Source organism: Brevundimonas sp. (genome assembly GCF_036677305.1).
Classification (GTDB): Bacteria; Pseudomonadota; Alphaproteobacteria; order Caulobacterales; family Caulobacteraceae; genus Brevundimonas.
The window spans coordinates 22189-32949 of sequence record NZ_JAKFEB010000052.1 but is presented as its reverse complement, the minus strand read 5'-3'; the positions used below and the strand labels follow the sequence as shown (position 1 = coordinate 32949).

At 68.4% G+C, this 10761-nt stretch carries 8 protein-coding genes; 6 read left to right on the top strand and 2 right to left on the bottom strand.

What is annotated here, in order from left to right:
• The 6 genes from V6M42_RS03225 to V6M42_RS03200 all read left to right on the top strand — a co-directional run.
• On the top strand, positions 1–708 hold a 708-nt coding region (locus V6M42_RS03225), incomplete at its 5' end, for a carboxylesterase family protein (protein ID WP_332677116.1).
• 11 nt (positions 709–719) lie between these two features.
• On the top strand, positions 720–1493 hold the full coding sequence (locus V6M42_RS03220; protein ID WP_332677115.1) for an SDR family NAD(P)-dependent oxidoreductase: 774 nt from the start codon (positions 720–722) through the stop codon (positions 1491–1493).
• Between the two features lie 23 nt (positions 1494–1516).
• Positions 1517–2425: an ROK family protein gene (locus V6M42_RS03215; RefSeq protein WP_332677113.1), complete on the top strand. Its 909-nt coding sequence runs from the start codon at positions 1517–1519 to the stop codon at positions 2423–2425.
• Between the two features lie 149 nt (positions 2426–2574).
• Positions 2575–4689 carry a TonB-dependent receptor gene (locus V6M42_RS03210; protein WP_332677111.1) on the top strand — a complete coding sequence of 705 codons (2115 nt, stop codon included), beginning with the start codon at positions 2575–2577 and terminating at the stop codon, positions 4687–4689.
• Positions 4690–4712: 23 nt separating this feature from the next.
• Entirely contained in the window at positions 4713–6113 is a 1401-nt protein-coding gene (locus tag V6M42_RS03205; RefSeq protein ID WP_332677109.1) for an FAD-linked oxidase C-terminal domain-containing protein, read from the top strand.
• A 60-nt stretch (positions 6114–6173) separates the two neighbouring features.
• On the top strand, positions 6174–7493 hold the full coding sequence (locus V6M42_RS03200; RefSeq protein WP_332677108.1) for an MFS transporter: 1320 nt from the start codon (positions 6174–6176) through the stop codon (positions 7491–7493).
• Positions 7494–7520: 27 nt separating this feature from the next.
• On the opposite strand, the gene V6M42_RS03195 is transcribed toward V6M42_RS03200, so the two are convergent.
• Together V6M42_RS03195 and V6M42_RS03190 are read right to left on the bottom strand one after the other, a co-directional pair.
• Complete coding sequence (locus V6M42_RS03195; protein ID WP_332677106.1) at positions 7521–8678, bottom strand: alpha-hydroxy acid oxidase; 1158 nt, start codon at positions 8676–8678, stop codon at positions 7521–7523.
• Positions 8679–8912: 234 nt separating this feature from the next.
• The gene (locus V6M42_RS03190) at positions 8913–10751 is read right to left on the bottom strand and encodes a pyridoxal phosphate-dependent decarboxylase family protein (RefSeq protein ID WP_332677104.1); all 1839 of its coding nucleotides are present in this window, start codon (positions 10749–10751) and stop codon (positions 8913–8915) included.
• Positions 10752–10761: the final 10 nt, after the last annotated feature.

Below are 10761 nucleotides of genomic sequence, written 5' to 3'. Positions count from 1 at the left end.
GCTGGCCGCGCTCGCCTGCGAGGCCTGCAGCAGCCCCATCAGCGCCAGGCGCGTGAGCCGGCCTATGGCCTCAGCAAATTCCTGCCGGTCTATCGCGACGAGGTGCTGCCCGAGCACCCGCTGGATGCTCTGGCCAAGGGGGTCGGCGCGGAGGTCGACGTGCTGATCGGCACGAACGCCGAAGAGATGAACCTGTATTTCGTCCCCACCGGCGTACGACCCAAGCTGAGCGGCTGGATGTCGAAAATGATCCTCAGACGCGTCGAACCGGCGGCCGCGGCGGTGTTGAAGGCCTACGGCCTGGGCCAGAAGGGACAGAAGGCCGGTTGGGTGTTCACCCGGGCCTTGAGCGACCTGGTCTTCCGCCATCCCGCACGACTGTTCGCGGCGGCCCACAAGGGGCGCACCCACGTCTATGAAATGGACTGGCGGTCGCCAGCGACAGGCGGCGAACTGGGCGCCTGCCATGGCATAGAGTTGCCCTTCGTGTTCGACACCCTGCCGTCGGTGACCGGCCCGCAGGGCCTGGCCGGCGAAGCCCCGCCGCAGGCCTTGGCCGACCGAGTCCACCGCCTGTGGGTCCAGTTCGCGCGCACAGGTGAACTGCCCTGGCCGGAGTACAGCGCCGCGGACCCGCAAGTCTTCGCCCTGGAGGCCGGAAAGGCCGAGCGCGAGGCCCCGATGCCCTGCGCCGCCGTCCTGGGCTGAGGGAAAGCCCGGTGTATCTCGATCGATTGAAACTGACCGACCGCGTGGCCGTCGTCACCGGCGGCGCCAGCGGCATCGGCCTGGCCTGCGTCGAGGCGATGGCCGAGGCCGGTGCGCGTGTGATCATCGCCGATCTCTCCGCCGAGGCGATCGAAGCCGCGCGGGGCGCGATGGCGGCCAAGGGCTACAGCGTCGAGGGCGCCGTCATGGACGTCACGGATTCCGTCCGGGTCGAGGCCGCGGCCGGGGAGATCGTCGCCCGCGACGGCCGGATCGACATCCTCGTCAACAACGCCGGCATCGCCCGCAGCGAGATCGCGGCCGAGGAGATGGAGGACGAGCGCTGGCTCAACGTCCTCGACGTCAATCTCAACGGCGCCTTCTGGTGCGCCCGCGCCTTCGGCCGTCACATGCTGGCCCAGGGCTCGGGCGCCATCGTCAACGTCGGATCGATGAGCGGCTTCATCGTCAACCGTCCTCAGGGGCAGGCGCACTACAACGCCTCCAAGGCGGCGGTGCATCATCTGACCCGATCGCTCGCCGCTGAATGGGCCGGGCGCGGCGTGCGGGTGAACGCGGTGGCTCCGACCTATATCGCCACGCCGCTGAATGCGTTCGCAGATCGGGAAGCGCCCATGTTCAGACGCTGGATCGACTCGACGCCGATGGGCCGGCTCGGCGAGCCGGAAGAAGTCGCCGCAGTGGTGGCCTTCCTGGCCTCCGACGCCGCGAGCCTGATGACCGGAGCCGTCGTCCTGGCCGACGGCGGCTATAGCTGCTGGTGACGGCGGGGCGGAGCCAAAGGGCCATGACAGGATCATCCAACGGGCCGCTGATCGCAGGCGTTGAACTGGGCGGAACCAAGATCGTCTGCCTGCTGGCCGCGGGGCCGGACGACATCCGTGAACAGGTCCGGCTGCCGACAACGACTCCGGCGGAGTCGCTCGGGGCGATCCGGCGGGTTCTGGAGCGCTGGAACGCCGGCCCCGGCTTTGCCGCCCTCGGCATCGCCAGTTTCGGGCCGCTGGAGCTGGACGATCGGTCGGACCGCTTCGGCCAGATCGTATCGACCACCAAACCCGGCTGGGACGGCGCGGACCTCAACACGCTCGGCGAAGACCTCGGCATCCCCGTGATGATCGACACCGACGTCAATGGCGCGGCCCTGGCTGAGGGTCGCTGGGGCGCGGCGCGGGGCCTGCGCAGCTATGCCTACATCACGGTCGGCACGGGAGTCGGTGTCGGCTCGATCGTCAGCGGACAGCCGGTGCGCGGCGCCGGGCATTCAGAGGCGGGCCACCTGAGGGTCGGCCGTCTTCCCGGCGACGTCTGGCCTGGCGCCTGCCGCTTCCACCGAGACTGCGTCGAGGGTCTCGCTTCAGGCCCGGCGATCGAGGCCCGAGCCGGCCGACCGGGCGGCGCGCTGTCCCACGACGACCCGGCCTGGGACATGGTGGTGCACGCCCTGGGCGGGCTCCTGCACAATCTGGTGCTGACCACCGTGCCGGAACGGATCCTGATCGGCGGCGGCGTCGCGGACGGGCAGGCCTGGCTGTTCCCGCGCGTGCGGACCGCCTTGACCGAGAGCCTCAATAACTACGCAGCCATGGACCGGACCTTGGCCCGCATGGACGACTTCGTGCAGCCGCCGCTGCTTGGGACCCTGGCGGGGCCTCTCGGCGCGATCGCACTGGGATGCCTCGCAGCGGGCGTTTGACGGCCGCCTCAGCCTTGCGCCGATGGGCGGTTGTCAACGGTTCCTGCCGTTCGGCACAGTGGCCGACCTTTCATACAGGTCGGCGCGACCGCATCCTCCGATCAACAGCTACCGGACTCGATTCCGGAGCGATCCCTAGGGGGGAATACATGCGTTTCGCCACGATCCTCGCGACCAGCGTCGCCACTCTCGCCCTCTCCGCCGGCGCCGCCGCGGCCCAGACCGCTCCTGGCCAAACGCCCGGCGTCGACGAGGACTCGTCCCAGGTCGAGGACGTCATCGTCACGGCCCGCAAGCGCTCCGAACGCCTCGCGGACGTGCCGGTAGCGGTGACCGCCGTGACCGAAGAGACGATCGAACGTCGCCAGCTGACCTCGGTGCGCGACGTGGCCGCGATCACCCCCGGCCTGAACATCAACTCGGACGCAGCCGGCCGGGCCTTCCTGTCGATCCGCGGCATCGGCACCACCCTCCTGGACAATGTCCAGCCGGGGGTCGGCATCTTCGTGGACGGCGTCTATCAGGCCAATACCTCGTATCTGAACAGTCCGACCCTGGCGGTGGAGCAGATCGAGGTCCTGCGCGGTCCCCAATCGACCCTGTTCGGCCAGAATACCCTCGGCGGCGCCATCAACGTCACCACCAAACAGCCCTCCGATGAGATGGAAGGCCGGCTCACCGCGACCTATGCGGATCCGGACAACTATTACATCGTCGGCGGCACCGTGGCCGGTCCGATCATCCCCGGCGTGCTGCAGGGCCGGATTTCGGCGGGCACGCAGAGCCGTGACGGCTTCATCGAGAACAGCCTGCTCGGCTTCGACGACGCCAACCGCCTGAAGCAAGACACCGTGCGCGGCTCGCTGCGCTGGTTGGCGCCGGCCGACGCGGTCGTCACCGTGAACGCCTACTACGACACGGTCGATGGCACCGGCCCGCTCTACGCCCTGACCACCGGGCCGACCGACTACCGCAGCGACGCCCAGACCAATGTCCGCAGCGAGGCGCTGTACGACTACAGCGGCGTCAACCTGAAGCTTGACCTGCCGATCACCACGTCCACCGACATGACAGCCCTGGTCTCCTACGACCGGCGCGAGAACGAGGGCTCCAGCGACGGCGACTTCCAGCCTCTGCCGCTGATCGAGTCGAGCACCTCGGGCGTGCTTGAGACGACCAGCGCCGAGATCCGCTTCGACAGCGAGTGGAGCGATAATTTCTCGACCCTGTTGGGCGTGTTCGCCTCGAACCAGACCTCGGACCAGACCTCGACCAACACCCTGGTCTTCCTCGGCGGTCTGCAGACGACCGCCACGGCCCTGTCGGACGCCAATGTCCTCGGCGTCTTCGGCACGGCATTCTGGGATATTCAGCCTGACCTCGAGCTGACCGTGGGCCTTCGCTACGATCACCAGGAAATCGATTTCCAGAGCGTCATCAACTCGACCTACGAGGCCGAGGAGATCCAGCCCCGCATCGCCCTGCGCAAGAAGTTCGACGAGAACCGCATGGTCTACGCCTCGATCGCCCGCGGCTTCCGCGGCGGCGGGACCAACGGCCCCGGCGCGCCCAACCCGACCTATGACGGCGACTCGGTCTGGACCTACGAAATCGGGTCCAAACTCGCCACTGCGGACCGCGCCTTCTCCCTCCAGGGAGCGATATTCTACAACGACTACAGCGACATGATCGGTCAGAACAGCCTGGCGCCGATGGTCGGCGGCGGGGGCATCGTCGGCATCAACCTGAACACCGGCGACGCCGAGAGCTACGGCGTCGAGATCGAGTTCGACGCCCAGCTGACCGACGCCTGGTCGGTCCGCGGCGGCGGCATGCTGCAGCGCGCCCGCATCACCGACGACAGCCGCTACGTCGCGACGACCGGCCGCCAGCTGCCCAGCGACCGCATTCCCTTCAACCCCGACTGGACCCTCAATCTGCAGACCGACTACGTCGTGCCGGTCGGCCGCGGCGAGCTGACCTTCACGGGCGGCGTCATCGGCAAGGGGGACCGCGTCGGCGCCAGCCTGAGCGAAACCTTCTCGCCCAAGCTGGACAGCTATTTCCTCGCCAACGCCTCGATCATCTACCGTCTCGACAACCTCGAAATGGCGGTCTTCTCGAACAACCTGTTCGAGGAGGAATACTATGAATCCTACATCGACAGTTCGACCCTGACCGTCGCCGGCCTGCCCGCCCTGGGCAGCCTCGGGCAGATCGGCGACGGCCGTCGGGTGGGCGTCCGCGTCGGCTACAGCTTCTAGACCGTACGGGAAGGAACGCACCCGTGAGCGCCCCGTCCACTCCGTCGGCCAGCCCGCTGCCTTCCACCCTGGTGGACGAGCTACGGGCGGTCTTCGGCGACCGTCTGCACCTTGGCGAGGCCATGCGTAGCCAGCACGGCGCGAGCGAGGCCCACTTCGACACCGTGCTGCCGGATGCAGTGGTCTTCCCCCACTCGACGGAAGAGGTGGTGACGCTGGTCCGGACCTGCGTCGCCGCGCGGATACCGATCATCCCCTACGGCGCGGGCACCTCGATCGAGGGCAATACGACGCCGACGCGGGGCGGGGTGACCATCGACCTGTCGGAGATGAACGCCATCCTCCAGGTCAACGCCGAGGATTTCGACGTCACCGTCCAGGCGGGCGTCCGACGCGAGGAGCTCAACGCATACCTGCGGGACGTCGGCCTCTTTTTCCCGATCGATCCCGGCGCCAACGCCACGATCGGCGGCATGGCCGCCACCCGCGCCTCGGGCACCAACGCCGTGCGCTACGGCACGATGCGCGAGGCCATCCTCAGTCTGCGGGTCGTCACTCCCGACGGGCGCGACATCCGCACGGCGCGACGGGCCCGAAAGTCCGCGGCCGGCTACGACCTGACACGGCTGATGATCGGCTCCGAGGGAACGCTGGGCATCATCACCGAGGTGACCCTGCGCCTGCACGGCATCCCCGAGTCGATCATGTCCGCGGTGTGCAGCTTCGAGACCATGGGCGGGGCAGTCGACACGGTCGTTCAGTCGATCCAGTTGGGCATTCCCCTGGCCCGGGTCGAGATTCTGGACGACGTGCAGATGAAGGCCGTCAACGCCTGGTCCAGTCTCGACTACCCCGAGAAGACGACCCTGTTCTTCGAATTCCACGGCTCCGAACGCTACGTCCAGGAGCAGGTCGAGACCGTCTCCGCCCTGGCCGCCGAGAACGGCGGCGGGGAGTTCCGCTGGTCCAACCTGCCGGAGCAGCGCGCCAGGCTGTGGAAGGCGCGGCACGAGGCCTACTACGCCGCCGTCGGCCTGAGGAAGGGCGCGGTCGGCTGGCCGACCGACGTCTGCGTGCCGATCAGCCGTCTGGCCGAATGCATCCTCGAAACCAAGAAGGATCTCGAGACCGCCAGCATACCCGGCCCGATCCTCGGTCATGTGGGCGATGGAAATTTCCACGTCGTCTTCGTGCTCGACCCCGACAAGCCGGAGGAGGCCGCCGAAGCCGAGGCCCTGAACCGTCGTCTCGTTCGCCGCGCCCTCGACATGGACGGCACCTGCACCGGCGAGCACGGCATCGGTCTTGGAAAGCAGGACTGGCTCGTCGAAGAGCTGGGCGAGGCCGTCGAGATGATGCGAACCATCAAGCGGGCCATAGACCCTCACGACCTGTTCAATCCGGGCAAGATCTTCGCCCTGTAACCGGCGGCCGCATCCGCGGTCTCCCTTTCCGACAGGCGCCGAGGGCGCCGGAGGCCTCCGATGGCGCTAGCGACCGTGACCACCGCCGATCCGACAGACGCCGGCGCCGTGTCGCCGATCCGCCAGACCGCCTGGCGCGCCGTCCTGCTGGTCGCCCTGATCGTGATGGCCGCCGGCACGGTGCGCCTGGCCTTCTCGCCCCTGCAGGAAGCGGCAAAGGCCGACCTCGGCCTCAGCGACTATCAGATCAGCCTCGTCCAGGGCCTGGCCGCAGCCCTCCCTATGGCCCTGATCGCCATTCCCCTGGGCTGGCTGACCGATCACACGAAGCGTACGCGCCTGATCTTCATCCTCGGCCTGACCTGGACGGCGGGCATGATCGGCACCGCATTCGCCCAGAGTTTCGAGGCTCTGTTCGTGGCCCGGATGCTCGCCGGCCTGGGCTCGATGAGCGTCGTGCCAGTGGCCATCTCGGTGCTGGCGGACCTCTCGCTGCCGCAGAGCCGCGGCCGCGCCATGCTGTTTCTGAGCATGGGCAACACCCTGGGGCCGGCCCTGGCCTTCGTCGGAGGCGGCGCCCTGTTCACCGCCTTCGCCGCCGGCGGATCGCTGCCCGGCGTCCAGTTGAGCGCCTGGCGCGAGACGGCCCTGGTCTTCGGTATCGCCAGCACCCTGCTGATGCTGCCCCTGTTCTTCCTGCGCGAGCCGGCCAGGCATGAGGTCGAGGACAGCAGCAACTCCCTGAACGCCATGATCCGCGCCCTTTGGGCCCGCCGCCGCTTTCTCGCCCCGCTGTTCGTCGGCCAGATCAGCGTCATCATGGCGGACGCCGCCGCCGGCGTCTGGGCCGTGCCCGTCCTGCAGCGCAACCTTGGCCAGAGCGCGGGAACGTCCGCCGCCCTCGTGGGCGGTCTGCTGCTCTTCGCCGGCGTCATCGGCCCGGTGATCGGCGGCTTCGTCGCCGACCGGGGGCACAGGAGTTCGGTCCGTGGAGGGATCCTGATCGGAGCCGTGGCGGCCTCGGCGATCGGCGTGCCCGCGGCCCTGTTCCCTCTGATCGGGAGCGTTCCGGCCTTTACCCTGGTTCTGTTCCTTCTGCTGGCCTCGGGCGCCGTGACCGGCCTGATCACCGCCACCTCCATCGCGGTCCTGATCCCGAACGAGGAGCGCGGGGTCTGCCTCGGGGCGTTCATGATCCTGGGCGCCCTGATCGGACTCGGCCTGTCGCCGGTGCTTGTCTCCCTCGGCAGCCAGGCGCTTGGCGGCGAAGCCCACCTCGCGCCGGCCCTCGCGCTTGTCGGCGTCGTCACCAGCATCCTGTCGCTGGTCGGCTTCATCCTGGCCATGAGGAACGCCCCGGACAAACCGGTCGCGGGCTGACGCAACGCCCCCTGTCGTGCTGCGCCGTTAGCGCGGCCGGCGCCTGATATGTCGGCCCGCCAAGGTCTGGATGTTTGCTACGCCCGCGAGGGCGAGCGTGCGTTCGAACTCGTCGCGCAAGAGCTTGAGAGATCGAGCTACGCCGGTCTCGCCCGCTGCGGCCAGACCATAGAGATAGGGCCGGCCGATAGAACAGGCGGTTGCGCCCAGGGCGAGCGCCTTGACGACGTCCGAGCCGCGTCGAACGCCGCCGTCGCATATGACATCCGGCCCGTCGCCCAGCGCGTCTCTCACGGCGGCGACCTGATCGACCGGCGCGGGCGCGCCATCCAGCTGGCGGCCGCCGTGGTTCGAGATGATCACGCCGCTCGCACCCGAACGGATGGCCCTGGTGGCGTCCTCCGGCGTCATGAGCCCCTTGATCGCCAAGGGACCGTTCCACTCCGATGCGAGCCATTCCACATCGCGCCAGGTCAGGCCGGGGTCGAACTGACGGCCGATGAAATCGAACAGGCTCATCGGGGTGGTCGCCAGGGCGTCCGTCCTGTGACTGACGTTGGCCAGATCGAACCTGGCTCCGGTCAGCGCGGGTATCGACCAACCGGGATGGAGGGCGAAATCGAGAAGCGAGCGCGCCGTCAGCCTCGGCGGCAGGGACAGGCCGCTTCGGCGATCGCGCAGCCGGTTGCCCGCGACCGGCGTGTCGACTGTCAGACAAAGTCCGGCGTATCCGGCCTCGCGACAGCGTGAGACGAACTCGCGTGTGAGCCCGCGATCCCTGAACACATAGATCTGGAACACCATCGGCGCGGAAATCGAAGCCGCCAGATCCTCCAGCCGCGTCGTGCCCATGGTGGACAGACAGTAGGGAATGCCTTCAGAGGCCGCTGCCCGGGCCACGGCCGGCTCCGCAGAGCCGTGGAACATCCGGGTGAGACCGGTCGCGGAAAGCATGAGCGGCCAGGCGGCGCGCTGTCCGAAGATGGTCGTCGCGGTCTGTATCGATGACACATCCGTCAGGACGTCAGGGACGATCTCGTAGTCTGCGAAGGCGTCCACGTTGCGCGCCAGGGACCGTTCCTCGTCCGCGCCGCCGTCCAGATAATCAAAGATCGGTCGAGGCAGGCGACGGCGCGCCAGGGCTCTGAGGTCGGCGATGCTGTGGGTCTGATCAACTGATGGCACAGCTCTATCTACCGAATGCCGCCCGCTCTCGAAAGACGACCTTTCCGCGCTTCGAAACCATAGAGGCTCGGTGAGAGGCCATGCACATCTTGGGTCCTGAGCTGCCCCGCGGCCCAGCGCCCTTCACTTCGGACGGCGGGCCCGCGCCAACCTGATCTGAGCCTCCGCCCACGGCCGATCCAGCCGCCCGTCGGAAGCGGGCCCTTGGCGCCCGCGCCGTGAAACAGCGCAGCCTTAGTCCAGCCCGCAGCAATCGAGCATTTCCGTTCGCTCGACCGCCTCGGTGTTCCGCGGGTCCGTGGCCGGCGGTCTGTCTGTCTTCCCGGCGAGCGCCTGACGCACAAGCGCGATGAATTGCGGGAACAGAACCTCGCGGAAGTCCGGCGCCGCCCAATAGGGGTTCATGAAGACGCAGCGGATCAGAAACAGGCCGGGCGCGTCAGCCGTCCCGCCATAGCGTTCGGTATGGCGGGCGATCAGGGCCTGGTATTCCGGGCCGAGGGTCGTCTTCGAGACCGAGAATTCCGGCGATTGATGGATGACGTTGAACAGCGCCTCGGTCCGGGTGTTGGCGCTGGCCAGGGATTCGCCGTCGTCGGCGACCGAGAAGCAGGCGATGTTGGAGTCCGCAGGGTCGACGAACCGTATGCAAGGCAGGGCTTCGACGACGGCGGCCTGGAAAGCGGCCCGGGTCCGGATGGTCTCGGCGAGTACGGCGCCCAGCCCCTCGGGGCCGAAACCGAGGCTGCGGCCGGTCAGCCAGGTCGCCGCCGCCCCCGAGGCGGAACGCGACCCTTCCATGGTCGAGGACCACTTGCCGTCGCCGAGCTCCGGCCGGTCCAGATAGGGGGCGTCGAACGCCGAGACGGCGTAGGAGGCGGTATCGCGGGTCAGGAAGGCGCCGCAGGCGTAGGGGACGTAGCCGAGCTTGTGCGGATCAATGGTCACCGAGTCGGCGGTTGCGATCGCGCGCAGGGCGGCGGCGCTGTCCGGAGACAGGTGTTTCTCGTCGGCCCCGCCCAGCAGGCTGCAGAGGAAGCCGCCGTAGGCGGCGTCCACGTGTCGCCAGATGTGACGCTCCCGATCGTCGCGCCATCGGTCGAGCCGGTCGTGCAGCCGGTGGATCGGATCGATGCCGCCGGTCTCGGTGGCGCCCGCGACGCCGACGGTCATCAGCACCGGCCGCCCCTGGGATTCGGCCAGCCGGGTCAGACGCTCGAAATCATCGACGTCGAGCCGTCCCTCGGCGTCCAGGGCGATGCTCCACAGGGAGTCCTCGCCGAGACCGAACAGGTTTGCGGCCTTGAGCCAGGAATAGTGTTTGTTGCCGGGAACCAGCATGACCGGGCCCAGATATTCGCGCCTGGCCGCCTCGCTGATGCGGCGCCAGACCGAGGCGGGATTGCCGACCGCCGCGCTGCAGGCGCGCAACTGGTCGTCGGTGAGGTCGTGGTCGAACCACAGCTCCCGAAACCGGTCCCAACCCATGTGGGCGGCGGCGAACGGATCGAGCACATCGCCCGTCGCCTCGGCCACGTGAAGGCCCATGCTCAGCCAGTGGTCGAGACGATAGCGGGCGCGCCACACGGCCTCGAAATTGGCCACGGTCCCGCCGGAGGTGAAATGGCCCTGCGCCCGGACGGGGTCGTAGCCGACCATGGTCGCCAGCATGGCCACGGCCTCGGCCTCGATGACCGAGCCGACCCTGCTGGATTCGCGGGAGGTGTTGTTGGGATTGTGGAGCATGGCCGCCAGCCAGCCGAACAGCGCCGGCAGCGAGACCTCGGCCTTCATATGGCCGATGTAGCGGGGGGTGTGGGTCGGGGTCTCGGCCGTCAGCGCCTCGCACAATTCGGCAAGATGCTGCGACAGCTCCTCGCGCTTCCTGAGCCGCTCGGGAGACAGGCGGTCAGCCGCCGAGGCGGAGCCGGGATCGCCGGCGAACAGGCCCTTGCGCCAGTCGAACCACTGGTCGAGCACGGTCTGGAACTCGCCGCGAACCCAGGTTTCGTTTTCCGAACGGGGACCCGGGAAATAGGCGCCGGCGAGCGTGGCGGCGGGCGAAGGGCTCATGCGACGAAAT

Excerpts from the sequence above, each read along its gene's own strand:
- V6M42_RS03210 (WP_332677111.1), top strand. The coding sequence starts at position 2,575 with ATGCGTTTCGCCACGATCCTCGCGACCAGCGTCGCCACTCTCGCCCTC.
- V6M42_RS03190 (WP_332677104.1), bottom strand. The coding sequence starts at position 10,751 with ATGAGCCCTTCGCCCGCCGCCACGCTCGCCGGCGCCTATTTCCCGGGT.
- V6M42_RS03200 (WP_332677108.1), top strand. The coding sequence starts at position 6,174 with ATGGCGCTAGCGACCGTGACCACCGCCGATCCGACAGACGCCGGCGCC.
- V6M42_RS03215 (WP_332677113.1), top strand. The coding sequence starts at position 1,517 with ATGACAGGATCATCCAACGGGCCGCTGATCGCAGGCGTTGAACTGGGC.